Raw genomic sequence first — 23007 nt, forward strand, 5'->3', positions numbered from 1 at the left:
CGTTCGGTGCCCCGCCCGCCGCTCCTGCGCCACAGGCCCCGCAGCCCGCGCCGCCCTTCGAGGTCCCGGCCACGCCCACGCCGCCGCCCGCGCCGCACCAGCCGATGCACGCGGCGCCGACGATCGCGGCCCCGCTGGCGCCCCAGGCGCCCCATGCACCCCAGGCCCCGTCCCCGTACGGCCAGTCCCAGCAACCGCAGCTCGGGCAGATTCCCGGACAGGTGCCGGGGCAGGGCGTCCCGCCCGCCGCACCCTTCGGCCAGCAGGCCCCCGCTCCGTACGGACAGCCCGCACCGGCCCCGTTCGGACAGCAGCCCCCCGGCTCCATGCCCCAGGGCGTCCCGCAGGGAGTTCCGGCCACCGGCGCGGGTCTTCAGGCGGCGCTCCAGCCGTACAAGGAGACCCCGACCGGGCAGCGCTGGACCCCGCAGAACAAGCAGCTCATGCGGGTCGACCTGACCATGGGCGGCGCCGGAGTGCTGGCCCGCCAGGGCAGCATGGTGATGTATCAGGGCAAGGTCGACTTCGGCTACAAGAGCGCCGGGTTCGTCGGTCGCGCGGTAGGCAACGCCACCGGCCAGGAGATGCAGCTGATGCGCTGTACCGGCCGCGGTCAGGTCTTCCTCGCCGAGGAGGGCTCGTATCTGCACCCGATCGAGCTCCAGGGTGACGCCATCTGCGTCTCCGCCGAGAGCGTCCTCGCCTTCGACGAGTCCCTCCAGTACGAGGTCCGCAGGATCGAGGGGCACGGCATCCCCGGCGGTGCCCTGTTCACCATGCAGTTCCAGGGCACCGGCACCGTGATCATCAAGACCCACGGCACCCCGGTCGTCCTGCCGGTCACGCCCACCACGTTCGCCGACTGCAACGCCGTCGTCGCCTGGTCGGCCGCCTCCCAGGTGATCATTTCCAGCCAGGTCCGGCTGCGCCGTAACGCGTACCCGGGACACAGCGGGGAGACCGTGAACCTCCAGTTCCGGGGAGCACCCGGCAACTTCATCGTCGTCCAGCCCTACGAGGTCTGAGGGAGCCCGTCATGAACCAGCAACTCGCGGGCTTCGCCCCGACCCCCGTCACCGCCCGCATGGAGAACCACGGCTCGGCCATGCTCAAGGTCGCCATGGCCTCCGGACAGGACCTCTACGCACGCACCGGCTCGATGGTGGCGTACGAGGGCTTCATCCAGTACGAGCCCAACCCGCCCGCCATCCGGCAGATCGCCTCCCAGTGGATCACCGGCGAGGGCGCCCCCGTCATGAAGTGCTCCGGCGACGGGCTGCTCTACCTCGCCGACTACGGCGCCGACGTGGTCGTCATCAACCTCAACAACGACTCCATCTCCGTCAACGGCACCAACCTCCTCGCCTTCGACGCGCACCTCACCTGGGGTGTCGAGAAGGTCAAGGGGATGGCCAAGTTCGCCGGACAGGGACTGTGGAACGTCGTCGTCCAGGGCACCGGATGGGTGGCCATCACCTCCCGGGGCACCCCGATCGTCGTCGACTGCGGGCGCGGCGAGGACGAGACGTATGTCGATCCGGACGCGCTGGTCGCCTGGTCCCCGAACCTCAAGGTGAAGGGCAAGCGCAGCTTCAAGGCCGGGGCGCTGATCGGCCGCGGCAGCGGCGAGGCGTACCAGATGGCCTTCTCCGGTCAGGGCATCGTCGTCGTCCAGCCGAGCGAGGACAGTACGGACCGCCTGCGGATCCGGAACTGAGGGGGAGGGAGAACACAGCATGCAGAGTCCGCTTTTCAGCCACACCGAGCAGCAGACCCAGGACCGGTACGCCATCCAGAACCCACAGCTCCTGCGGGTCTCGCTGACCGGCCACGACGACGTCCTCGCCCGCAAGGGCGCGATGGTCGCCTACCAGGGCCTGATGGACTTCGACGGGGAGTACCAGCCGCAGGCCCAGCGCAGCGCCCGCGCGCGGACCGGCGAGGGCCTCGACCTGATGCGCGTGTCCGGCCAGGGCACGGTCTACCTCGCCAACCTCGCCCAGCACATCCACGTCGTGGACGTCGACCGCGACGGGATGACCGTGGACAGCTCCTACGTCCTCGCGCTCGACTCCTCGCTGCACACCGAGGTCATCGCGGTGGACAGCCAGTACGGGATCTCCGGCAGCGGCAAGTACCAGCTCAACATCTCCGGCAGCGGCAAGGTCGCCCTCATGACCTCGGGCCAGCCCCTGATGATGCAGGTCACGCCCGAGAAGTACGTCAGCGCCGACGCCGACGCGATCGTCGCCTGGTCCAGTTCCCTGCGAGTACAGATGCAGGCCCAGACGCACTCCACGGGTGTCTTCCGGCGCCGCGGCAACACGGGGGAGGGCTGGGAGCTGAGCTTCCTCGGACAGGGCTTCGCCCTGGTCCAGCCGAGCGAGGTCATGCCCCCGCAGAACGCCCAGATCGGCGAGGGCGCCCGCGCCCAGTTCGGCATCGGCCAGCAGGGCTCCCACGGCCAGAACCAGAACAACGCCTGGAACTGACCGGCACCCGCAGAGCACAGCAGTAAGGGGCGGCCTCCACAGAGGCCGCCCCTTACACATATCTCTCTCTCAGCCTGCCGCTACAGCCGGGACCGCGTCGCCTCCAGCAGCCGTACGACGGAGGTGTCGGCCACCGAGGCCACCTCGTCGTAGGCGAACCAGCGCAGCTCCAGCGACTCCTCGCTGATCCGCTCCGCCGCACCGGCCGGGGCCAGCGCCGCGTACTGCACGTCCAGGTGCCAGTTACAGGGGGACGGAATGGGATGCCGGTCCAGCCGGACCGGTCCGCCCGGCAGCAGCGTGAGCCCCGGTACGCCGGACTCCTCCGTGGCCTCACGGAGCGCCGCAGCCTCCAGCGTGGCGTCGCCCGGCTCGCAGTGTCCGCCCATCTGGAGCCACATCCGCAGCTTCCGGTGCAGGGTGAGCAGCACCCGGCCGTGCTCGGGATCGATGACCAGGGCGCTGGCCGTGACGTGCCCGGCCTCGCAGGCCTTCCACATGCCGTCGCCGTGCAGCGCCAGATGGTCCAGATAGGCCTGCCGCAGCTCCGCCTGGCCGTCGCCGGTCCCGTGCTCGGGGGCGTAACCCTTCAGTACGAGGGTGGCGTCGTCGTGCAGCGTCACTGGTCGCGGCCGTCCTTGCCGTCTTCCTTGCCCTCATCGTTCTCGGAGGGCTTCCGCGGGCCCTTCGCCGCCTCGCCGAGCATCTTGTCCAGCTCGGAGAAATCGGCCTGCTCGTGGTGCACGAAGCCGTCCGGGTCGTCCAGGTCGCGGGCGGTCGGCAGCATGTCCGGGTGCGCCCACAGCGCGTCGCGGCCCTCCAGGCCCCGGGCGTCCGTGAGCGAGGCCCACAGCCGAGAGGCGTCCCGCAGCCGCCGCGGGCGCAGCTGGAGGCCGATGAGAGTGGCGAACGTCTGCTCGGCCGGACCACCGGAGGCTCGCCGCCTGCGCATCGTCTCGCGCAGCGCGTCGGCCGAGGTCAGCCGGGACTTCGCGGCCTCGTGGACCACCGCGTCGACCCAGCCCTCCACCAGGGCGAGAGCCGTTTCGAGCCGGGCCAGGGACGCCTTCTGCTCGGGCGTGTCCTCGGGCTGGAACATGCCCTGCTGAAGGGCGTCCTGCAACTGCTCCGGCTGCGAGGGGTCGAACTGGCCGACGACGTCCTCCAGCTTGCTGGTGTCGACCGTGATGCCACGGGCGTACGCCTCGACGGCACCGAACAGATGCGACCGCAGCCACGGCACATGGGCGAAGAGCCGCTGGTGAGCGGCCTCGCGCAGGGCCAGATACAGCCGGACCTCGTCCTGCGGGACGCTGAGGTCCTTGCCGAACCGCGCCACGTTCAGCGGGAGGAGCGCGGCCTTGCCCGCCGGGCCCAGCGGCAGCCCGATGTCGGTGGAACCGACCACCTCACCGGCCAGCACGCCGACGGCCTGGCCGATCTGCTGGCCGAACATGGCGCCGCCCATCGACCGCATCATGCCGATCAGCGGGCCCGCCATGGCCTGCATCTCCTCGGGCAGCACATCGCCCATCGCCAGGCCCACCCGCTCGGCCACCGGGTCGACCAGCTGCTGCCAGGCCGGCAGCGAGGCCTCGACCCACTCCGCGCGGCTCCACGCCACGGTGGAGACCGAACCGGAAGGCATCGAGGTCACGCCGTCGAGCCAGAGGTCCGCCAGCCGCAGCGCCTCGTCGACCGCCGTGCGCTCCGACGGGCCCACACTGGCGTCCTTGGTGCCGTCCGGCGTGCCCTGCGAGACCGTCTGGCGGGCGATCTGCTTGGCCATGTCCCAGTTCACGGGACCGCCCTCGTAGCTCAGCATCTGACCGAGCTGCTGGAAGGCCGCGCCGAGATCGTTCGGATTCATCGAGCCGAACATCGCGGCGAACGGGTTGTCGCCGCCCGCTCCCGGCCCGAAGCCGAACGGGTTTCCCATCCCGCCCGCGCTCTGCCCACCCTCGGTGGGGTCCTTCTTCTTGCCCTCGTCGCCGTTCTCCGGCTCCTCCGGCGGAAGGCCGAATCCGAATGGGGTGTCACTCACGGGTTTCCTCGGCTCCTAGGGCCGCCGGCTCGAACCGACGGCGACTGCCCGACATCACCATCCAGCGTAGACACCACGCCCGCTTCGGGCCTCAGTGCTCCGCCGACTCCCGGCCTGCGGCAGGATGGACGCCACCTGGTACGTACGCGTCATTCGGGTACGTACTGAAGACAACCGCTGGAGACGCCCGGTGAGTTCCCCAGATCCGCAGGTTCGCGCAGCGCGAAACCTGACCGACCCCTCGCCCGAAAGCACAACCGAAAAGAAGCGCCCCAGGACCCCCAGGAACCGGGGCCCCGTCGTCGCGGTCACCGGCGCCGCGACCGGCATCGGCGAGCTGCTGACCGCGCACCTCGCCGCATCCGACGCGATCAAGCAGGTCATCGCGATCGACGAACGCCGCGGCGAGGTCTCCGAGGCGACCTGGCACATCCTTGACGTCCGGGACCCGGCCATCGCCGAGAAACTGCGCGGCGCGGACGTCGTCGTGCACCTGGCCCTCGATCTCGACCTGGAGACCGACCCCGCCGCCCGTACCGCGTACAACGTACGGGGCACCCAGACGGTCCTCACCGCCGCGGCGGCCGCAGGGGTTCACCGGGTCGTGCTGTGCACCTCGGCGATGGTCTACGGGGCGCTGGCCGACAACGATGTGCCGCTCTCCGAGGACGCCGAGCTGCGTGCCACCGCGGAGGCCACCGGCGTCGGCGACCTCCTGGAGATCGAGCGGCTGGGCCGCCGCGCGCCCCGCGCCCACCCCGGGCTCAATGTCACCGTCGTGCGTCCCACCGTCCTGGTCGGCGGCACCGACACCGCCCTGACTCGCTACTTCGAGTCGCCGCGCCTTCTGGTCGTCGCCGGATCGCGGCCCACCTGGCAGTTCTGCCACGTCGAGGACCTGGTGACAGCCCTGGAGTACGCCGCCCTGGAGAGGATCGACGGCGAGTTCGCGGTCGGCTGCGACGGCTGGCTCGAACAGGAGGAGGTCGAGGAGCTCAGCGGCGTACGCCGGATGGAACTGCCCTCCGCCGTCGCACTCGGTGCTGCCGCCCGGCTGCACCGGATCGGCCTCACTCCCTCCCCGGCCGGTGACCTGGCGTACACGATGCATCCCTGGGTGGTCAGCGTCAGCAGGCTGCACGACGCGGGATGGCGGCCGAAGTGGACCAACGAGGAGGTCCTCGCGGCGCTGCTAGAAGAGGTCGAGGGACGCCACACGCTCGCCGGACGCCGCCTCGGCCGCAAGGACGCCACCGCCGCCGGAGCCGCCGGAGCCACGGTCGCCCTGCTCGGCGCCGCCGCGGTGGTCCGCCGTGCCCGCAAGGCCCGCCGTCGCATCTGACCGGCCACACCGCAGCGGGCCGCTGGGCGAGTCCCTGTAGGAGGCTCCAACCCGGGAGGCCTGCCGCCGGGCGAACACGCAATTCCGGGATGTCAGTGCCGTACGGCACGATGGAGGCATGGCACGCACCCACGACCACCCCGGTGAGCTGGCGGCTTCGGACCCCATCAGGCTGCTGGCGATCCGGGAGACCCCGCTCTCCGTCGACGAGATCTTCCGTGCCGTCGGGGACGACGCGGCGGGCGGCATCGCGCTCTTCGTCGGCACCGTGCGCAACCACGACGCGGGACAGGACGTCGGCGCCCTCGGCTATTCCTGCCACCCCTCCGCCGGGGACGAGCTGCGCGGGGTGGCCGAAAAGGTCGTGGCCGACTTCCCGGTCCGGGCCCTGGCAGCAGTCCACCGTGTGGGTGAACTGGAGGTGGGCGATCTGGCCGTGGTCGTGGCCGTCGCCTGCCCACACCGCGCCGAGGCCTTCGAGGCCTGCCGCAAGCTCATCGACGACCTCAAGCACGAGGTTCCGATCTGGAAGCACCAGCGTTTCTCGGACGGTACGGAGGAGTGGGTCGGAGCCTGCTGAGCGCAAACCGGACCGGGGCGTATCAGCCCCGATTTGCGTAACCGCCCCCCCGCCACGAGCGTTGGTCTTCCGGATCGTTAATCTGCTGATCGGGCATCCGGTCGCTCATGGGGTAGGGAGGTCGTGATGGGAGCACTCGCTTGGCTGCTGATTCCGTTTTTCGCTGCTGTCGGCGGTGCGATATGGGCGAGCTGGGCTGCTCGTAATCGCACGATCGGCGATGTCACCGAACTCGCCGGCTACGCCAGGTTCCGTGACGCGATGGAGAAATCGCACTCCGGTTCCGAGGCTCTCTGAAGATCGTCGAACGCCGCGTGAGGCCTTGCCGCCGCGTACCGGTCTCCCCGTACGGACCGGCCCCGGCGGTGCACTGACAGGCCCTTCCCGTACTGTCGTTCCATGCCACGCCGCACCGCGACGATGCTCGCTTCCACCCTCGTCCTCATCGCGCTGCTCTGCGCCGGCGTGCTGATCAAAGTGCCGTATGCGGAGATGTCTCCCGGACCGACGGTCAACACCCTGGGCGAAGCGCGTGGCGAGCCCGTACTGCAGATCTCCGGTCGCAAGACGTACCCGACGTCCGGGCACCTCAACATGACGACGGTCCGGGTCACCGGAGCGGAGTACCGGATGAACCTCGTCGAGGCCGTCTACGGCTGGATGGCCCACGACAGTGTTGTGGTGCCGCACGACACCCTCTACCCGGACGGCAAGACCGAGGAGGAGTCCACCCAGGAGAACGCCGAGGAGTTCAGCCAGTCCCAGGAGAGCGCCAAGGTGGCCGCCCTGAAGGAGCTGAAGATCCCGGTGTCCACGCAGGTCGTGGTCTCCTCGGTGGTCAAGGACAGTCCCGCCCAGGGCAAGCTGCACGCGGGCGACGTGATCAGGGCCGTCGATGGTACGGCGGTCAAGGCACCCGGTGATGTGGCGAAGCTGGTCACCGAGCACCGGCCCGGCGAGGACGTCACCTTCACCATCGTCCCCGCCAAGGAGGCCGTGGCGGCCGAGAAGACGGGCCGGCCCCCCGAGGGCGAAGAGAAGATCACCATCACCACCGCGAAGGCTCCCGCCTCCAAGGACGGCGGTGAGGAGGGGCGCGCGATCGTCGGGATCGCGGCCGGGACGGACCACACCTTCCCGTTCGAGATCGACATCAAGCTGGCGGACGTCGGAGGGCCGAGCGCCGGGCTGATGTTCTCCCTGGGCATCATCGACAAGCTCACCCCGGGCGATCTGACCGGCGGGAAGTTCGTCGCGGGCACCGGCACGATCGACGACGCGGGCAAGGTCGGCCCGATCGGCGGCATCACCATGAAGCTGGTCGGCGCCCGCGAGGCCGGCGCACGCTACTTCCTCACCCCCGACGACAACTGCGCATCGGCCGCGGCCGACACCCCGAGCGGGCTCACCCTGGTCCGGGTCAAGACCGTCGAGGACGCCAAGAAGTCGCTGGAGCAGATCCGCGCCGGGAAGACCGACGCCCTGCCGAGCTGCTCGGCAGGCTGACGGCCGTGCCGCCCGGGCCCCGTACGCCGGACCCGGGCGGCGGCCCGGTCAGGACTCGAACGTGGCCGCGAGCGCCTCGGCAAGACCGGGGACCAGACCGGCGCCCGTCAGCACCTCGGTGGGGGAGTCCTTCTCGCGCAGCCGGACAGCGGACTCGCGCGCCCCGTCCCTCAGGACGGCCACGGTCATCCGCACCTCCTGCCGGTCGGGGTGCTTGGCCACCCACTGAGTGAGCTGCTTGTCGCTGAGCCCTTCCGGTACGGAGGTCTCGGCGGACGGCGGCAGCATCAGCCGCTCCACCGTCATGGCGCAGCCGACCACCGCATCGGGCCAGGCGATGGTGGCGAGGAACTCGTCCAGCGCGGTGCCCGGGGGCAGCTCGTCCTGCTCGATCGGGGTGAGGGCGGCGACGGAGGACCCGGGGTCGTCCAGGCCGAGCTGAGAGGCGAGGCCGGGCTCCTGGGACCGCAGCCGGTCGGTGTCGACCAGGGCGAACAGCCGCGCGGGCCGGTCCCAGCCGAGGGTGGAGGCGTAGGCGTCGATTTCGAGGACGGCGACGGTGAGCGGACTCGCGGCCATCGGGGGTCCTGCGGGGGAAACATTGGGCATGGGCAATATCCTGCCTCGTCCTACCCCGGAGACGGGAACTAGGTAAAGCTTCAGTAAGTTGCATAGGTGGGCTCTAGGATCGCTGGGCCTGTTCCACTCGACCGCGAACTTCGAGGTGCGCACGTTGGCTTTCCAGATGCCGGACCGCGGCGGAGGCCCGACCGGGCCACGGATCAGAGTCGGCCGCCCGTCCCGGCGCGCCCGAACCCTGCTCATGACTTTGGGCGTCCTGGCGGTTCTCGCCATGGCCTTCGTCATGTTCGCCGGGTTCTGGACGGACTGGCTCTGGTACAGGTCGGTCGCGTATTCATCCGTCTTCACCACCACCCTGTGGACCAAGATCGGGCTCTTCCTCGTCTTCGGACTGCTGATGGCCGTGGCCATCGGCGTGAACATCTGGCTCGCGCACCGGCTCCGGCCGCCGCTGAGCGCGATGTCCCTGGAGCAGCAGAGCCTGGACCGCTATCGCATGAGCATCGCCCCCTTCAAGAAGTGGGTGCTGCTCGCCGCCACGGCGCTCGTCGGGCTGATCGCCGGAGCATCCGCCTCCGGCCAGTGGCGCACGTGGCTGATGTACGTCAACGGCGTGCCGTTCAACCAGAAGGACCCCCAGTTCAATCTGGACGTCGCCTTCTACGCCTTCGACCTGCCGTGGTATCGCTTCCTGCTGGGCTTCGGCTTCGCGGCGACCGTGCTGTCGCTGATCGCCGCCGCCCTGACCCACTATCTGTACGGCGGGCTGCGCATCACCAGCCCCGGCGCCCGTGCCACCGCGGCGGCCACCGGCCATCTCTCGGTGCTGCTCGGCATCTTCGTCTCCCTGAAGGCCGTGGCGTACTGGCTCGACCGGTACGGTCTGGCGGTGAAGTCCAGTGACTTCAAGGCCGCGGACAACTGGACGGGCCTGCGGTACGTCGACGCGAACGCCTATCTCCCGGCGAAGACCATCCTGTTCTGCATCGCGGCGATCTGTGCCGTGCTGTTCTTCGCGACGCTGTGGCGCCGCACCTGGCAGCTGCCGGTCATCGGCTTCGGCCTGATGGTGCTGTCGGCGATCCTGATCGGCGGGCTCTACCCGGCGATCGTGCAGAAGTTCCAGGTCCAGCCGAACGAGCAGGCCAAGGAAGCGCCGTTCATCCAGAAGAACATCGACGCGACACGCGATGCGTACGACATCGACGACGCGGTGATGGAGGATTACGCGGGCCAGGCCACCAAGGGGGACGGCGCCAAGTTGCGGGCCGCCGCCAACACGGCCGCCAGCTACCGCGTGATGGACCCCAACGTCGTCTCCCCGGCCTTCCAGCAGCTCCAGCAGCGCAGGAACTACTACCAGTTCCCCAAGACGCTGGACGTCGACCGCTACAAGGGTGCGGACGGCAAGGAGCAGGACACGATCATCGGTCTGCGTGAGCTGAACATCCAGGGCCTGCCCAAGCGGAACTGGATCAACGACCACTTCACGTACACCCACGGCTACGGCGCCATCGCGGCCCGCGGCACCACCACCGGCACCAACCCGACGGGGTCCCCGGACTTCATGGAGTCGGGTCTGCCGTCCACCGGTGAGTTCGGGGAGTACGAGCAGCGGGTCTACTACGGCGAGAAGACCGAGCAGTACTCCATCGTCGGCGGGCCCCAGAAGGAGCTCGACTACGAGGAGGACGGCGAGAAGACCACCAGCTACAAGGGCGGCAGCGGGGTCAGCCTCTCCAACGGCTTCAACCGTGCCGCGTACGCGGTCGCTTTCAGCGAGCCGCAGATCATGTACTCGGGAGCCATCGGTGAGGGCTCGCGGATCCTGTACAACCGCACGCCCAAGGAGCGCGTCGAGGCGGTCGCCCCGTGGCTGACCATCGACGGCGACGCCTACCCGGCGGTCGTCGACGGCCGGATCCAGTGGATCGTCGACGCCTACACCACGACCAACGGCTACCCGTACGCGTCCCGCACGACGCTCGGCGACACCACGGCCGACTCGCTGACCACCAACCAGCGCGCGGTCGTCGCCCAGGAGAACCAGGTCAACTACATCCGCAACTCGGTGAAGGCTACCGTCGACGCGTACGACGGCAAGGTCAAGCTCTACGAGTGGGACACCAAGGACCCGGTCCTCAAGACCTGGCGCAAGGCGTTCCCGGGCACCGTGGAGGCCCGTTCGGAGATCCCGCAGACCCTCCTGGACCACCTGCGGTATCCCCAGGACCTCTTCAAGGTCCAGCGTGAGCTGCTCACCCGCTACCACGTCGAGGACCCCGCGCAGTTCTACAGCGGCTCCGACGCGTGGCAGGTGCCGGACGACCCGACGAACCAGGAGCCGGGTTCCGTCCCGCCGTACTACCTGAGCATGAAGATGCCGGGCCAGAGCGAGCAGGAGTTCTCCCTGACCACCACGTTCACCCCGAGGGGGCGCCCGAACCTCGGGGCCTTCATGGCGGTGAACGCGGACGCGGCCAGCAAGGACTACGGCACCATGAGGCTCCTGCGGGTCACCTCAACGGTGAAGGGCCCGGGCCAGGTACAGAGTGAGCTCAACGGTAACGACGACGTCGCCGAGTTCGTGAGGAACCTCAAGGGCACCGACTCGGACATCGAGTACGGAAACCTGCTGACGGTTCCCCTCGAAGGCGGCTTCCTCTACATCGAGCCGGTCTACACGCGCGGCGGCACGCAGAACTACCCGCTCCTGCGCAAGGTGGCCGCCTCGTACGGTTCGGAGATCGTCTTCGAGAACAATCTGGGAGACGCGCTCAACGCGGTCTTCGGGGTCGACGGCGATTCGGACACGACACCGCCCGACCCCAGTGAGCCGGACGAGCCCACCAAGCCCCCGGCCACCGGCGACGAGGCGCTCAAGAAGGCCATCGCGGACGCCCAGAAGGCGTACACGGACGGCGAGAAGGCGCTGAAGGAGCAGGACTGGCCCGCCTACGGCAAGGCGCAGGACGCTCTCCAGGAGGCTCTTGAGCGGGCCGCCGCCGCGCAGCCCAAGCCGGGCAGCGAGGGCGAGAAGGCGGACGGTGCAGACAAGCCGGACGGCGATGCCGAGCCGGAGGGTGAGGGCGAGCCGGAGAGTTCGGCCAAGCCCGCGAGCGTCGGCAGGTCGGCGCCCGCAGAGGGAGCCGGGGAGGGCAGCGGCCAGGGCAGCTGAGAATGACCCACTCCGCGTCGTGGTACGGTTTGAACACAACGACGCGGGGTGGAGCAGCTCGGTAGCTCGCTGGGCTCATAACCCAGAGGTCGCAGGTTCAAATCCTGTCCCCGCTACTGAAAGACGAAGGCCCGGATCCATCGGATCCGGGCCTTCGTCGTGCCGTCGTCCGCGCGTGCCGTGTCTTTCGCGAGTCGAGGGCGTGAAGTGCGGTTCGCTGGGCACCAGTTGGGTCCGGACGTGTTTGACTTGTCTCCCTGTGGGCATGTCGACAAAACGCTGAAGTGACCTCACTGGCCGCGATATACCAGGTGTACGCGGGTTGCAGGTGGTGCGACGATGGTATTTATGGGGGACAGGGCAACTCTGTTGGAGACAGGGCGGTTTGTGCAGCGGCGCGGCCAAGATGCGGAAAACACGGTAGATGCGGCTTTCGCTGCCGCCATCGCCGGCGCGGCCGTGCCGGGTATCAGCACACCCGCGGGGGAAGCCGCCGCGTTGCAGGCGAGGGCCTCCGACGAGGCCACCACGGACGCGGTCGACGCGGCGGACAGCGCCGAGACCGAGGCGTGGCACCGACGCGCCGCCGACGCGGGGGACACCGCGTCCATGAGCGTCCTGGGTGCACTGCTGCTGCGCCGGGGCGAGCTGGACGGCGCCGAGAAGTACCTGCGCGCCGCCACCGCCGACGGGGACCGGGCCGCCGCGAACAACCTGGGCGTCCTGCTGCACCAGCGCGGCTACCCGGACGAGGCCGCGGGCTGGTGGCGCATCGCCGCCGTGGCAGGTTCCGCCGCCGCCGCGCACGCCCTGGGCCGGCACTTCCGCGAGCGCGGCGACGAGCCGGGTGCCGAGTACTGGCTGCGCCAGTCCGCCGAGCAGGGACACGCGCTGGGCGCCTACGCGCTGGCGGACCTCCTGGAGCACCGCGGCGACGTCGGCGCCGAGCGCTGGCTGCGTGCTGCCGCCGAGCAGGGCCACCGCGAGGCGGCCTACCGGCTGGCCCGCGCCCTGGAGCGGAACGCAGTGGAGGACCCGCACGACGCCTTCGGCCTGGGCCGGGGCACCGGTTCCGGAAGGGCCGGAACGGGCCTCGGCCTTCCCGGCCATCCGGCTGTGCCCGTGGCCGATGCCGGTGAGGCGGGTGCGGCGAACACCGAGAACGCCGCCGACGCGAAGAGCGCCGGGGCCGTGGCGAACGCGGCGCGGGCCAAGAGCGGCAGGAACGCCAGGAGCGCGGGCGACGGCGACAGCCCCGTGGCGGGGCCCGCCGCCGGCCGGGTCGGCGAGGCCGAGCAGTGGTACCGCCAGGCAGCCGCCCGCGGGCACCGGCGGGCCGCGCTGCACCTCGGCGCGATCCTGGAGCAGCGCGGCGAGCTCAAGGAGGCGGGCCGCTGGTATCTCACCTCCGCCAAGGACGGCGAGCCCCGTGCCGCCTGCGCCCTCGGCTTCCTGCTGCGCGACGCGGGCGACGAGGAGAGTGCCGCCGTGTGGTGGCTGCGCGCCGCCCAGGACGGCGATGGCAACGCTGCCAACGCGCTGGGCGCCCTGCACGCGGCGCGCGGTGAGCAGCAGACCGCCGAGCGCTGGTACCGGGCGGCCATGGACGCCGGAGACGTCAACGGTGCGTACAACCTGGGGCTGCTCTGCGCTGCCCAGGACCGCACCCCGCAGGCCGAGCAGTGGTACCGCCGGGCCGCGTACGCCGGACACCGCGAGGCCGCCAACGCGCTCGCAGTGCTGCTCCTCCAGGCCGGGGACCACACCGGGGCCGAGCCCTGGTTCTCCAAGGCGGCCGAGGCGGGCAGCGTGGACGCCGCTTTCAACCTCGGCATCCTGCACGCCGGGCGCGACGAGGACCGTACGGCGCTCGGCTGGTACCAGCGGGCGGCCGCTGCCGGGCACACCGACGCCGCGCTCCAGGTCGCCATGGCCCTGCTGCGCGACGGCGAGGACCGCGAGGCCGAGCGGCACCTGCGGTGCGCGGCGGGTGGCGGCAGCGCCGAGGCGGCGTTCCGGCTCGCCGGGGTGCTGGACGCGCGCCAGCCGCCGCCGGGACCGCCCGCGCTCGGCGAGCCGATGCCGGAGAAGACCGAGTGCGAGGAGTGGTACGAGCGGGCCGCCCAGCAGGGCCACCGCCGCGCCCAGGTCCGCGTCGGCATGCTCGCCGCCGCCCGCGGGGACATGGAGAGCGCCGCCCACTGGTACCGGGAGGCCGCCGAGGCGGGCAGCCGCAACGGGGCGTTCAACCTCGGGCTGCTGCTCGCCCGCGAGGGCAGCGAGCGCGAGGCCGCCCTGTGGTGGAGCCACGCGGCGAACGCGGGCCACGGCCGTGCGGCCCTGCGCCTGGCGCTGCTCGCCGCCCGCCGGGGCGAGCTCACCGAGGGGCAGCGCTGGTGCGCGCGGGCCGTGGAGCTGGGCCCGGCCGAGGTGGCGGAGCGGGCGGCCCGGCTGCGCGAGGCGCTCCACCAGGAGCTCACCGCATAACGCCCGGAAAGGCTGGACCGCCGGACGGCCCTGGACCGCCGAAAGGCTGGACCGCCGGACAGCCCCGGGTGGTCGGCTGAATGAATTTGCGCCGTTCGACCTACTGACGTAATGTTGCATTCATCGACGCGGGGTGGAGCAGCTCGGTAGCTCGCTGGGCTCATAACCCAGAGGTCGCAGGTTCAAATCCTGTCCCCGCTACTGAAAAGACGAAGGCCCGGATCCCATGGGATCCGGGCCTTCGTCATTCCCGGAGGGAAGAGGGCCGGGAAGAGGGTGGGGCCCGCCTCGTGCGAGGCGGGCCCCGAAGCGCTCGGAGGGGAAGTGCTCAGGCTGCGGCGGCGCAGTTCGGGCAGACGCCGCGGTACGTCACTTCCACGCCGGAGACCGTGAAGCCGTAGCGCTCGTCCGTCGGCAGGTCCGCCAGCGGGTTGCCCGCGGGGTGCACGTCCCTGATCGCGCCGCACTGGGCGCACACCAGGTGGTGGTGGGGGCGGTGCGCGTTCGGGTCGTAGCGCTTGGCCCGGCGGTCGGTGGAGACCTCCAGCACCTCGCCGAGGGACACCATCTCGCCGAGGGTGTTGTAGACGGTGGCGCGCGAGATCTCGGGCAGCCTGGAGACGGCCCTCGCGTGGACCTCGTCCGCCGTCAGGTGCACGTGGTCCCCGTCAAGGACCTCGGCCACGACACGCCGCTGCGCCGTCATGCGCCAGCCGCGTCCACGAAGTCGTTCCAGCAGGTCGCTCATGGGGCCCAGCCTAACAGTGGGGGAACGGAGTCCCGATCGGGTGTGACTTTGGATGCTCGCTTGACTTAGACATTGTCCATTGTAGGATCGGAAACGGTATTGGCCAAGGGACAGGGCTGTACGGAAGCTGTGCAGATAAGGACCGCTGTGCAGGGACATGACGCAGGAGGCGCACGTGACGCAGGGACCGCTCACCACGGAGGCCGGGGCTCCGGTCGCCGACAACCAGAACAGTGAGACCGCGGGTGCCGGCGGTCCGGTTCTCGTCCAGGACCAGGCGCTGCTGGAGAAGCTCGCCCACTTCAACCGTGAGCGCATACCGGAGCGCATCGTGCACGCCCGCGGCGCCGGTGCGTACGGCACGTTCACGCTGACCCGCGATGTCTCGCAGTGGACCCGGGCGAAGTTCCTCTCCGAGGTCGGCAAGCAGACCGAAACGTTCCTGCGCTTCTCCACCGTCGCGGGCAACCTCGGCTCCGCCGACGCGGTGCGGGACCCCCGCGGCTTCGCGCTGAAGTTCTACACCGAAGAGGGCAACTACGACCTCGTCGGCAACAACACCCCGGTGTTCTTCATCAAGGACGCCATCAAGTTCCCCGACTTCATCCACACCCAGAAGCGCGATCCGTACACCGGCTCGCAGGAGGCGGACAACGTCTGGGACTTCTGGGGCCTGTCGCCGGAGTCGACGCACCAGGTGACCTGGCTCTTCGGTGACCGGGGTATCCCCGCCACGCTGCGCCACATGAACGGCTACGGCTCGCACACGTTCCAGTGGAACAACGAGGCGGGCGAGGTGTTCTGGGTCAAGTACCACTTCAAGACCGACCAGGGCATCAAGAACCTCACCCAGGAAGAGGCCAACAAGCTCGCCGGTGAGGACCCCGACAGTCATCAGCGCGATCTGCGTGAGGCGATCGAGCGCGGTGAGTTCCCGTCCTGGACGGTGCAGGTCCAGATCATGCCCGCGGCGGAAGCGGCCACCTACCGCTTCAACCCGTTCGACCTCACCAAGGTGTGGCCGCACGAGGACTACCCGCCGATCGAGATCGGCAAGCTGGAGCTCAACCGGAACCCGGAGAACATCTTCGCCGAGGTCGAGCAGTCGATCTTCAGCCCCGCGCACTTCGTGCCGGGCATCGGGCCGTCCCCGGACAAGATGCTCCAGGGCCGGCTGTTCGCGTACGGCGACGCCCACCGCTACCGCGTCGGCATCAACGCCGACCACCTGCCGGTGAACCGCCCGCACGCCACCGAGGCGCGGACCAACAGCCGGGACGGCTTCCTCTACGACGGCCGCCACAAGGGCGCCAAGAACTACGAGCCGAACAGCTTCGGCGGCCCCCGCCAGACCGACCGGCCGCTGTGGCAGCCGCTCCCGGTCACCGGTGGCACCGGAAACCACGAGGCCCCCAGCCACGCCGAGGACAACGACTTCGTGCAGGCGGGCAACCTCTACCGGCTCTTCTCCGAGGACGAGAAGTCCCGGCTGATCGAGAACCTCGCCGGGTTCATCGCCCAGGTCTCGCGCGATGACATCGCCGAGCGCGCGATCAACAACTTCCGCCAGGCGGACGGTGACTTCGGCAAGCGTCTGGAAGCCGCGGTCCAGGCCCTTCGCGGCTGACCGGACGCCTGTCGTCGACGGTGGGCCGGATCCCCTCACGGGGGTCCGGCCCACCGGTCGTTCGCGCGAGGGGCGGCAGTCAGCCCGCCGTGGCGACCGCGCGACGGGTGGGCGCCCAGCAGCGGATGATGTCGCGCACCGACACGATCCCCACCGGGCCGTCGTCGTCCAGCACGATCAGATGCCGGAATCCTCCGTGCGTCATGGCTTCCGCGGCCTCCTCCAGGGTCCAGGCCGGGGCGGCGAACACCACGTCGGTGGTGGTGTGGGCGGACGCGGTCTCCCGATCGGGATCCTGACCGGATCCGATCGCGTCGAGGATGTCGCGCTCGGTGATGATCCCGAGCCCGCAGGTGTCCGGGTCGTGGACGACGGCTGCTCCGATGCGCCGGGCCGACATCAGCCGGGCCGCCTGGCGGAGCGTGTGGGTGGGGCCGATGGTGAGGACCACCGTGCTCATGGCGTCACGGACGAGCATGAAACGAGCCACCTCCTCGGTGAGCCGACTGTGTGAGTCGATTCACAAGTTCACAAGTGGGGGGACTCTCAGAGTTGCACCCTTGGGGCGGGCCGACAAGGGGTGGACCGGGCGTGCGCCGGGGGAGTGCGCACGCGCGCGGAACTCAGTAGCGCTGGTTGAGATAGCCCAGCAACTCGTCGTGGAGCAGCCCGTTCGAGGCCGCCGCATCGGCGCCGCCCGGGCCGTCGACCCCGTCCAGGCCGGTGAACCGGCCGCCCGCCTCCTGGACGATGATCGCGTTCGCCGCCATGTCCCACAGCGACAGCTCCGGCTCCGCGCAGATGTCCACGGAACCCTCCGCGACCATCATGTACGGCCAGAAGTCCCCGTAGCCCCGCGTCCGCCAGCAGGCCCGGGTCAGGTCGAGGAGCCCGTCGAGGAGGCCCTTCTCCTCCCAGCCGGACAGCGAGGAGAACGCGAACGAGGAGTCCGCGATGTTCTCCACCTTCGACACCTGGAGGCGGGTCGCCGAGGTGAGGCTGCGGCCGGAGAACGCGCCCGCGCCCTTCGCCGCCCACCAACGCCGGTTCAGCGCGGGCGCGGAGACCACTCCGACCACCGGCTGGAAGCCCTGCTCTCCCGCCTCCATCAGCGAGATCAGCGTCGCCCACACCGGCACACCGCGTACGTAGTTCTTGGTGCCGTCGATCGGGTCGATCACCCAGCGCCGGGGCCCGCTGCCCTCGACCCCGTACTCCTCGCCCAGGATCGCGTCCCTCGGGCGGGCCCGCTGCAAGTGGCCCCGGATCAACGCCTCGGCGGCCTTGTCGGCCTCGGTCACCGGCGTCATGTCCGGCTTGGTCTCGACCTTGAGGTCGAGAGCCTTGAACCGCTCCATCGTGGCCGCGTCGGCGGCGTCGGCCAGTACATGGGCAAGGCGCAGATCATCGTGGTAGTCCGGCATGCCGTCACAGTATCCAGCGCCGCGGGCCGCGGGCTACAGCACCCCCGGCCCGCCTCCCGGCCCGCGACGCGGACCCTTGACAGCCCCCGGGAGCACATCAACTCTGAATCGCAGGTTCAGGGGCGGGGGAGGCGATGATGCCGACAGCACGGCAGGCCCTGCTGGACGCCGCCGTCAGAGCGCTCGCCGACCGGCCCTGGCGCACTGTGCGCCTGGTCGACGTCGCCGCACTGGCCGGAGTGTCCCGGCAGACCCTCCACAACGAGTTCGGCACCAAGGACGGGCTGGCCGGGGCCCTGCTGCGGCGGGCCGCCGACCACTATCTCGCCGGGGTCGACCGCGCCCTGACCGCCCCCGCGCCCGACCGCCCGGCCGCCGTCGCGCTCTGGACCGTACGGGCAGCCCGCCAGGACGCGCTGGTCAAGGCCCTCCTCACGGGGTTCTGGGGGGACGGGCTGCCCCGCCCGAAGCGGCCCCCGGCCCCCGAGGCGCTGCTCGCGCTGGTACGGGACAGGATGCGGGCGGTCCCGCCCCCGGTGCCCGGCAGTACGGCCGAGCGCGGCTACGCCACCGACGACACCGAGCGCTACGAGATCGCGTTACGGATCGCACTGTCCTGTGTGATCGCCCCGGTGCCGGGGGACGACGCCGCGGACGGCCACGCGCTCCGGCTCGTACGGCAGGCGTCCGGCACCGCCGGTCATCGCCAGGCGGCCGGTACCGCTCGGGTCAGTGCGCGGAGCCGGACAGCTGGAGGCCCATGACTCCGATGATCACCAGGGAGATCGACACGAGCTTCAGCGTCGAGACGACGTCCCCGAGGAAGACCATGCCGTAGATCGCCGTACCGGCCGCGCCGATCCCGGTCCACACCGCGTACGCCGGGCCCACGTCCAGCTTCTTCAGCGCCATGGTCAGCAGACCGAAGCTGCCGAGTGCGAACGCGGCGAACGCGATCGTCGGCCAGAGACGGGTGAACCCGTGGGAGAGCTTCAGACACACGGCGAAGCCGGTTTCCAGCAGTCCAGCGACCACGACCAGCAGCCACGCCATCGTCGGTGCCCTCCAGATAGGTGACGGCTTCGTCCAGCTCGGTGCGATTATGCCTTTACCAGTCGTTGAATCGCGCAAACGTCCCGCGGGACGCACCGAACGATTCCGGTCAGTCGCCCTCGCGCCGTTCCCGCGTCGCGAGCAGCCGGTGCAGGGAGTCCAGCCGGGCCGGATCGGCGTGCCCCCCGGCCACCCAGGCGGGCAGTGCGCATTCGGGCTGGTTCTCGTCGTGGGTGCAGCCGCGCGGGCAGTTCCCGGTGCCCGGTTCCAGGTCGGGGAAGGCGTGGATGACGCGCGAGGGGTCGACGTGGTGCAGCCCGAAGGAGCGGACGCCCGGGGTGTCGACCACCCAGCCCCGGTCGCCCGGCAGCGGCAGCGCGAGGGCGGAGGTGGTGGTGTGCCGGCCCCGGCCGGTGACCGCGTTGACGATGCCCGTGGTGCGCCGCCGGTCCTTCGGCACCAGGGCGTTCACCAGGGTCGTCTTACCGACCCCGGAATGGCCGACGAAGGCGGTGACCCGGCCCTCCAACTGCTCGCGCACCCGGTCCGCCGCGTCCCCGTTCTCCAGCTCCTCGCGGCTCGTCACGATGTACGGGACGCCGAGCGGGGTGTACGCCTCCAGCAGCTTGTCCGGCGGGGCCAGGTCGGACTTGGTGAGCACCAGCAGCGGGGTCAGCCCGCCGTCGTACGCCGCCACCAGACAGCGGTCGATCATGCGCGGACGCGGCTCGGGGTCGGCCAGCGCGGTGACGATGGCCAGCTGGTCCGCGTTGGCGACGACCACCCGCTCGTAGGGATCGTCGTCGTCCGCCGTGCGGCGCAGCACCGTGCGGCGCTCGCCGATCCGCACGATCCTGGCCAGGGTGTCCTTCTCGCCGGACAGGTCCCCGACGATGGAGACGGTGTCGCCCACCACCGCGGCCTTGCGGCCCAGCTCGCGGGCCTTCATCGCCACCACGGTCCGGCCGTCGACGAGGCAGGTGAGCCGGCCCCGGTCGACGGTGAGGACCATGCCGTCCTCGGCGTCCTCGTGCTTGGGCCGGATGTGCGTGCGCGGCCGGTTGCCCTTGCGGTTGGGGCGGACGCGGATGTCGTCCTCGTCGGGGTTCTTCCCGTAGCGGCGCATGGTCTCTAGGCCCCGAGCATTCCGGTCCACATGTCCGGGAAGTCCGGCAGGGTCTTGGCGGTCGTGCCCACGTTCTCGATCTCCACGCCCTTCACCGCGAGGCCGATGACCGCTCCTGCGGTGGCCATGCGGTGGTCGTCGTACGTGTGGAAGACGCCGCCGTGCAGCGGGCGCGGGCGGATGTGCAGCCCGTCGGCCGTCTCGGTGACGTCGCCGCCGAGCTCGTTGATCTCCTTGGTCAGCGCCGCCAGCCGGTCCGTCTCGTGCAGCCGCAGATGGGCCACGCCCCGCAGGGTGGAGGGCGAGTCGGCCAGCGCCGCGACCGCCGCGATGCCCGGGGTCAGCTCGCCGACCTCGCCGAGGTCCACGTCGATGCCGTGGACACGGCCCGTACCGGTGAAGGTCAGACCGCGTTCGGTCAGCTCGCAGCTGCCGCCCATCGCGGTGAAGATCTCGCGCAGCGCGTCCCCCGGCTGTGTGGTGCGCTCCGGCCAGTCGGGGATGGTGACCCTGCCCCCGGTCACCAGCGCGGCGGCCAGGAACGGCTGGGCGTTGGAGAGGTCCGGCTCGACCGTCAGGTCCCGGCCGAGCAGCGCGGAGGGGGAGACCCGCCACACGTTCGGCTCGCCGCCCGTCTCCGGCTCGTCCACCTGCGCACCGACGGCCCGCAGCATGTCGACGGTCATCCGGATGTGCGGCATCGAGGGGAGGACGGAACCGGTGTGCCGGACCTCCACGCCCTGGTTGAAGCGCGGCCCCGAGAGCAGCAGCGCCGAGACGAACTGCGAGGACGACGACGCGTCGATCGCCACCGGGCCGCCGTCCAGCGCCCCGCCGCCGTGCACGGTCAGCGGCAGCGCCCCGCGCCCGTCGTCGTCGATCCGCGCGCCCAGGGCCCGCAGCGCCTCGATCACGCCGGTCAGGGGCCGCTCGTAGGAGCGGGGGTCGCCGTCGAAACGGATCGGGCCGTCGGCGAGCGTGGCGACGGGCGGCAGGAAGCGCATGACCGTACCGGCGTTGCCGACGTCGACGGTGGCCGGGCCGTGCAGCCCGGCCGGGATGACCCGCCAGGCCTCGCCGGAGGCGTCCGGGCCGGTCGCGGCGGAGGGGCTGGTCGCGGAGGACGAGGAGACCGTCTCCTCGATGCCGACGCCCATCGCGCGGAGCGCCTGGGCCATCAGCAGGGTGTCGCGGGAGCGCAGCGGGCGGCGCAGCCAGCCCGGCTCGGAGGCCAGCGAGGCCAGGACGAGCGCCCGGTTGGTGACCGATTTCGATCCGGGCACGGTGACGGTCGCGTCGACGGCTCCGCTCGCGTGGGGGGCGGGCCAGAGGGCGGGGTGCACGGAACTCTCGGTCATGGCCATCACTTTAGTGGTTCCGCGCGAACCAGGATCCTGATGAAAAGGGCGGAAACCGGTCCGTAACGAAAGAGTGGTACGGGCCGGAGCGGTCGGGCCCGCCTCACCAGCCCAGCAGCCATCGTCCTCCGCCGATCAGCGAGCACAGCGACACCGCGTGGAAGAGGAAGAGCCACAGCGCGGCCGGGGCGTGGGTCAGCCGGGCCAACTGGTCCGCGTCGGAGTCCGGGGCACCCCCGAAGCGCCGCTTGGACTGGAGCTCGAACGGCGGCCGCACCCCGCCCAGCAGCAGGAACCACACCACCGCGTACGCGAACGCCGACTGGACGTCCGCGGCGGCCAGCCAGGACACCAGCAGGAAGGCCGCGCCGGTCAGGATGACGGTGAGGGCCCCGTACACATTGCGGATCATCACCAGCATCACCGCGAGCAGCGCCGTCGCCACCCACAGCAGCAGGGTGATCCGCCCGTTGGTGAGCAGCCAGGCGCCGCCCAGACCCAGCAGCGAGGGGGCCGTGTAGCCGGCCGCGGCGGTGAGGATCATGCCGATCCCCGTCGGCTTGCCGCGGCTGACGGTCAGCCCGCTGGTGTCCGAGTGCAGCCGGATGCCGGAGAGCTGCCGTCCGGTGAGCAGGGCCACCAGGCCGTGGCCGCCCTCGTGCGCGATGGTGATCGTGTTGCGGGCCAGCCGCCATATCGGGTTCGGTACGACGGCGATGAGCGCGAGCGTGGCCGTCACCACCACCAGCCACTGCTCCGGCGCGGGCTGGGTACCGGTCACGCGATCCCACAGATCGCCCAATTCGGTGCTGTTCATCGGCCGGGCGACTCCTTGCGGTCGGGGCGGTCGGTCGTGGCAGTGTGGCACTTATGTGCGGAAGGTATTGAGGACGCCCGCCTAGCACGAGCCGCCCCAATGAGCAAACGCGCAGGTCAGAGGGGGGTGAGTCGGAATTGACTCACCCCCTTCGCGTCGCCGGTGCTGGCTGCGTGCTGACCTGTAGGCACCTGTCGGCATCCCTGGGAACCTGGACCGTGCTGGGTTCGTGCTGGGACGTGTGGCGATACCCGGCTGACTGGCAGTGCCCCTGTGGCACACATGAGCCCCGGCACGCCTCGCACGTGAGGTAAGCGAGCCGGGACTCTTGAGGGGTGCCTACGGTTTGCGGTGCCGGCCCTTGCCTGGGGCAAGCGGCTGGCGCACTGGACCGGGGGCCGGAGGCGGGAGAACTCTGCCTTCCGGGTAAAGGATGCGTTTGGCCTCAGCAAGGTCGGCCGCGAACGCGTAGGGCTCCCAGGTGTGCCCGTTCCAGCGTTCGACGGTGCGGGGAGCGTCCGGGTTCAGGTGCGCCCCCTGCGGGCCTTCGCGTGGGGCGATCAGTACGGCGCGAAGGCGGCCGATCCTGGCATCCCGGCGCTCCGCCCATTCCGACAGAGGTTCTTCGTCCATGCGCCGAGCC

The 23007-nt window shown here is 70.7% G+C and carries 22 protein-coding genes and 2 tRNA genes; 13 read left to right on the forward strand and 11 right to left on the reverse strand.

What is annotated here, in order from left to right; genetic code table 11:
• From CIB93_RS08670 to CIB93_RS08680, 3 genes are all read left to right on the forward strand, one after another.
• Window positions 1-1025 (forward strand): AIM24 family protein (locus CIB93_RS08670; protein ID WP_179500034.1); only part of this gene is annotated, 1025 nt, incomplete at its 5' end.
• An 11-nt stretch (window positions 1026-1036) separates the two neighbouring features.
• Entirely contained in the window at window positions 1037-1717 is a 681-nt protein-coding gene (locus tag CIB93_RS08675) for an AIM24 family protein (RefSeq protein ID WP_096625752.1), read from the forward strand.
• Window positions 1718-1736: 19 nt separating this feature from the next.
• Entirely contained in the window at window positions 1737-2492 is a 756-nt protein-coding gene (locus CIB93_RS08680; protein ID WP_096625754.1) for an AIM24 family protein, read from the forward strand.
• Between the two features lie 80 nt (window positions 2493-2572).
• Here the strand turns inward: CIB93_RS08680 and CIB93_RS08685 are convergent, their stop codons facing one another.
• Both CIB93_RS08685 and CIB93_RS08690 read right to left on the reverse strand, forming a co-directional pair.
• Entirely contained in the window at window positions 2573-3115 is a 543-nt protein-coding gene (locus CIB93_RS08685; protein WP_096625756.1) for an NUDIX hydrolase, read from the reverse strand.
• Window positions 3112-4536: a zinc-dependent metalloprotease gene (locus CIB93_RS08690; RefSeq protein WP_096625758.1), complete on the reverse strand. Its 1425-nt coding sequence runs from the start codon at window positions 4534-4536 to the stop codon at window positions 3112-3114. Before CIB93_RS08690 ends, CIB93_RS08685 begins: the two co-directional genes overlap by 4 nt.
• A gap of 190 nt (window positions 4537-4726) precedes the next feature.
• Here CIB93_RS08690 and CIB93_RS08695 point away from each other — a divergent pair, with 190 nt between their 5' ends.
• From CIB93_RS08695 to CIB93_RS08705, 4 genes are all read left to right on the forward strand, one after another.
• Window positions 4727-5878, forward strand: coding sequence for an SDR family oxidoreductase (locus CIB93_RS08695; protein WP_096625760.1), 1152 nt, complete (start codon window positions 4727-4729; stop codon window positions 5876-5878).
• 118 nt (window positions 5879-5996) lie between these two features.
• Window positions 5997-6458, forward strand: a complete 462-nt coding sequence (locus tag CIB93_RS08700; RefSeq protein ID WP_096625762.1) for a molybdenum cofactor biosynthesis protein MoaE — start codon at window positions 5997-5999, stop codon at window positions 6456-6458.
• Between the two features lie 126 nt (window positions 6459-6584).
• Window positions 6585-6755: a hypothetical protein gene (locus CIB93_RS37800; RefSeq protein WP_179500035.1), complete on the forward strand. Its 171-nt coding sequence runs from the start codon at window positions 6585-6587 to the stop codon at window positions 6753-6755.
• A gap of 102 nt (window positions 6756-6857) precedes the next feature.
• Entirely contained in the window at window positions 6858-7964 is a 1107-nt protein-coding gene (locus CIB93_RS08705; protein ID WP_096625764.1) for a PDZ domain-containing protein, read from the forward strand.
• 48 nt (window positions 7965-8012) lie between these two features.
• Here CIB93_RS08705 and CIB93_RS08710 read toward each other — a convergent pair whose 3' ends face one another.
• Entirely contained in the window at window positions 8013-8573 is a 561-nt protein-coding gene (locus CIB93_RS08710; protein ID WP_257002096.1) for a PPA1309 family protein, read from the reverse strand.
• A gap of 136 nt (window positions 8574-8709) precedes the next feature.
• Here CIB93_RS08710 and CIB93_RS08715 point away from each other — a divergent pair, with 136 nt between their 5' ends.
• The 4 genes from CIB93_RS08715 to CIB93_RS08730 all read left to right on the forward strand — a co-directional run bounded on the left by CIB93_RS08715 (window position 8710) and on the right by CIB93_RS08730 (window position 14412).
• On the forward strand, window positions 8710-11724 hold the full coding sequence (locus CIB93_RS08715) for a UPF0182 family protein (protein WP_257002114.1): 3015 nt from the start codon (window positions 8710-8712) through the stop codon (window positions 11722-11724).
• A gap of 42 nt (window positions 11725-11766) precedes the next feature.
• Window positions 11767-11840: transfer RNA gene (locus CIB93_RS08720), tRNA-Met, on the forward strand.
• 223 nt (window positions 11841-12063) lie between these two features.
• A complete protein-coding gene (locus CIB93_RS08725) occupies window positions 12064-14211 on the forward strand; it encodes a tetratricopeptide repeat protein (RefSeq protein WP_096625770.1) in 2148 nt (715 codons plus the stop codon).
• Between the two features lie 127 nt (window positions 14212-14338).
• A tRNA-Met gene (locus CIB93_RS08730) sits at window positions 14339-14412 on the forward strand.
• Between the two features lie 127 nt (window positions 14413-14539).
• On the opposite strand, the gene CIB93_RS08735 is transcribed toward CIB93_RS08730, so the two are convergent.
• Window positions 14540-14959 carry a Fur family transcriptional regulator gene (locus CIB93_RS08735; RefSeq protein ID WP_096625772.1) on the reverse strand — a complete coding sequence of 140 codons (420 nt, stop codon included), beginning with the start codon at window positions 14957-14959 and terminating at the stop codon, window positions 14540-14542.
• A 157-nt stretch (window positions 14960-15116) separates the two neighbouring features.
• Between CIB93_RS08735 and CIB93_RS08740 the strand changes: the two genes are divergently transcribed.
• A complete protein-coding gene (locus tag CIB93_RS08740) occupies window positions 15117-16586 on the forward strand; it encodes a catalase (protein ID WP_096625774.1) in 1470 nt (489 codons plus the stop codon).
• Window positions 16587-16665: 79 nt separating this feature from the next.
• Here CIB93_RS08740 and CIB93_RS08745 read toward each other — a convergent pair whose 3' ends face one another.
• Window positions 16666-17064, reverse strand: coding sequence for a cyclic nucleotide-binding/CBS domain-containing protein (locus CIB93_RS08745; RefSeq protein WP_096625776.1), 399 nt, complete (start codon window positions 17062-17064; stop codon window positions 16666-16668).
• Window positions 17065-17209: 145 nt separating this feature from the next.
• Window positions 17210-18010 carry a histidinol-phosphatase gene (gene hisN, locus CIB93_RS08750; protein WP_096625778.1) on the reverse strand — a complete coding sequence of 267 codons (801 nt, stop codon included), beginning with the start codon at window positions 18008-18010 and terminating at the stop codon, window positions 17210-17212.
• A 137-nt stretch (window positions 18011-18147) separates the two neighbouring features.
• Between hisN and CIB93_RS08755 the strand changes: the two genes are divergently transcribed.
• Window positions 18148-18774, forward strand: a complete 627-nt coding sequence (locus CIB93_RS08755; RefSeq protein WP_096626017.1) for a TetR/AcrR family transcriptional regulator — start codon at window positions 18148-18150, stop codon at window positions 18772-18774.
• On the opposite strand, the gene CIB93_RS08760 is transcribed toward CIB93_RS08755, so the two are convergent.
• The 5 genes from CIB93_RS08760 to CIB93_RS08780 form a co-directional block, all read right to left on the reverse strand.
• Entirely contained in the window at window positions 18740-19063 is a 324-nt protein-coding gene (locus CIB93_RS08760; protein ID WP_096625780.1) for a multidrug efflux SMR transporter, read from the reverse strand. The two genes, CIB93_RS08755 and CIB93_RS08760, sit on opposite strands and share 35 nt — an antisense overlap.
• Before the next feature lie 109 nt (window positions 19064-19172).
• Complete coding sequence (gene rsgA, locus CIB93_RS08765; protein WP_096625782.1) at window positions 19173-20189, reverse strand: ribosome small subunit-dependent GTPase A; 1017 nt, start codon at window positions 20187-20189, stop codon at window positions 19173-19175.
• A 5-nt stretch (window positions 20190-20194) separates the two neighbouring features.
• A complete protein-coding gene (gene aroA / locus CIB93_RS08770; protein WP_096626019.1) occupies window positions 20195-21547 on the reverse strand; it encodes a 3-phosphoshikimate 1-carboxyvinyltransferase in 1353 nt (450 codons plus the stop codon).
• A gap of 103 nt (window positions 21548-21650) precedes the next feature.
• Entirely contained in the window at window positions 21651-22364 is a 714-nt protein-coding gene (locus CIB93_RS08775) for a M50 family metallopeptidase (protein ID WP_096625784.1), read from the reverse strand.
• Window positions 22365-22703: 339 nt separating this feature from the next.
• Window positions 22704-22997, reverse strand: a complete 294-nt coding sequence (locus tag CIB93_RS08780; protein WP_096625786.1) for a DUF6087 family protein — start codon at window positions 22995-22997, stop codon at window positions 22704-22706.
• Window positions 22998-23007 lie beyond the last annotated feature (10 nt).

It is taken from the genome of Streptomyces sp. WZ.A104 (assembly GCF_002382885.1).
Lineage (GTDB): Bacteria > Actinomycetota > Actinomycetes > Streptomycetales > Streptomycetaceae > Streptomyces.

What these genes read in the sequence shown, in the direction of transcription:
- CIB93_RS08675 (WP_096625752.1), top strand. Translation starts at nt 1,037, where the DNA reads ATGAACCAGCAACTCGCGGGCTTCGCCCCGACCCCCGTCACCGCCCGC.
- CIB93_RS08680 (WP_096625754.1), top strand. Translation starts at nt 1,737, where the DNA reads ATGCAGAGTCCGCTTTTCAGCCACACCGAGCAGCAGACCCAGGACCGG.
- CIB93_RS08700 (WP_096625762.1), top strand. Translation starts at nt 5,997, where the DNA reads ATGGCACGCACCCACGACCACCCCGGTGAGCTGGCGGCTTCGGACCCC.
- CIB93_RS37800 (WP_179500035.1), top strand. Translation starts at nt 6,585, where the DNA reads ATGGGAGCACTCGCTTGGCTGCTGATTCCGTTTTTCGCTGCTGTCGGC.
- CIB93_RS08705 (WP_096625764.1), top strand. Translation starts at nt 6,858, where the DNA reads ATGCCACGCCGCACCGCGACGATGCTCGCTTCCACCCTCGTCCTCATC.
- CIB93_RS08710 (WP_257002096.1), bottom strand. Translation starts at nt 8,573, where the DNA reads ATGCCCAATGTTTCCCCCGCAGGACCCCCGATGGCCGCGAGTCCGCTC.
- CIB93_RS08715 (WP_257002114.1), top strand. Translation starts at nt 8,710, where the DNA reads ATGCCGGACCGCGGCGGAGGCCCGACCGGGCCACGGATCAGAGTCGGC.
- CIB93_RS08725 (WP_096625770.1), top strand. Translation starts at nt 12,064, where the DNA reads ATGGTATTTATGGGGGACAGGGCAACTCTGTTGGAGACAGGGCGGTTT.
- CIB93_RS08735 (WP_096625772.1), bottom strand. Translation starts at nt 14,959, where the DNA reads ATGAGCGACCTGCTGGAACGACTTCGTGGACGCGGCTGGCGCATGACG.
- CIB93_RS08740 (WP_096625774.1), top strand. Translation starts at nt 15,117, where the DNA reads ATGACGCAGGAGGCGCACGTGACGCAGGGACCGCTCACCACGGAGGCC.
- CIB93_RS08745 (WP_096625776.1), bottom strand. Translation starts at nt 17,064, where the DNA reads ATGCTCGTCCGTGACGCCATGAGCACGGTGGTCCTCACCATCGGCCCC.
- hisN (WP_096625778.1), bottom strand. Translation starts at nt 18,010, where the DNA reads ATGCCGGACTACCACGATGATCTGCGCCTTGCCCATGTACTGGCCGAC.
- CIB93_RS08755 (WP_096626017.1), top strand. Translation starts at nt 18,148, where the DNA reads ATGCCGACAGCACGGCAGGCCCTGCTGGACGCCGCCGTCAGAGCGCTC.
- CIB93_RS08760 (WP_096625780.1), bottom strand. Translation starts at nt 19,063, where the DNA reads ATGGCGTGGCTGCTGGTCGTGGTCGCTGGACTGCTGGAAACCGGCTTC.
- rsgA (WP_096625782.1), bottom strand. Translation starts at nt 20,189, where the DNA reads ATGCGCCGCTACGGGAAGAACCCCGACGAGGACGACATCCGCGTCCGC.
- aroA (WP_096626019.1), bottom strand. Translation starts at nt 21,547, where the DNA reads ATGACCGAGAGTTCCGTGCACCCCGCCCTCTGGCCCGCCCCCCACGCG.
- CIB93_RS08775 (WP_096625784.1), bottom strand. Translation starts at nt 22,364, where the DNA reads ATGAACAGCACCGAATTGGGCGATCTGTGGGATCGCGTGACCGGTACC.
- CIB93_RS08780 (WP_096625786.1), bottom strand. Translation starts at nt 22,997, where the DNA reads ATGGACGAAGAACCTCTGTCGGAATGGGCGGAGCGCCGGGATGCCAGG.